The 478-nt window shown below is 69.9% G+C and carries 2 pseudogenes; both read right to left on the reverse strand.

Features of this window, described 5'->3' with window-relative positions:
- Positions 1 to 341, reverse strand: a pseudogene (locus tag IH13_RS0128715) (coproporphyrinogen III oxidase family protein); the annotation flags it as partial.
- A pseudogene (locus tag IH13_RS45090) lies at positions 338 to 454 on the reverse strand (metalloenzyme domain-containing protein); the annotation flags it as partial. The pseudogenes IH13_RS45090 and IH13_RS0128715, both read right to left, overlap by 4 nt.
- Positions 455 to 478 lie beyond the last annotated feature (24 nt).

Genomic DNA, 478 nt, shown 5'->3' on the forward strand with positions numbered 1-478 from the left:
GGCGAACGCACCGGGTCCACGTCGCCCAGCGCGTCCCGGACCGCCGTGGCCTGGCGGTCCAGGGCGCCGAGGTATCGCGTGGTCAGCTCGTCCGGGGCGCCGATCCTCGTGAACAGGTTGCAGAAGCCGCAGCGCACCTCGCAGAACGGTATGTGGAGGTAGAGGGAGAGCGCGTCCTTGGGCTCACCCGCCCACAGCCCGCTCAGTGGCGGGCGCCCCTGAGGGTGTGCGGCGAGCGGGCGGTAGGCCGTCTTGTGCGGATAGGCGTAGATGTAGCTCTGGTACGGCCTGGCGCCCGTGGCCGTGCCCATGCCTGCGGCGACGGTCGTGGTGGTGGTCATCGAGGTACCCCCGGATCGAGGAAGAAGTGGGCGTACGGCACGGTCCAGACGGCTTCGTGGCCCAGCCGGTGGCCGGTGTAGCCGCCGTCCCCGTACGCCGTGCCGTGGTCGGAGTCTGTCTCTTATACACATCTCTG

The sequence above is a fragment of the Streptomyces sp. NRRL WC-3549 genome (assembly GCF_000721935.1).
In the GTDB taxonomy this organism is placed as follows: Bacteria; Actinomycetota; Actinomycetes; order Streptomycetales; family Streptomycetaceae; genus Streptomyces.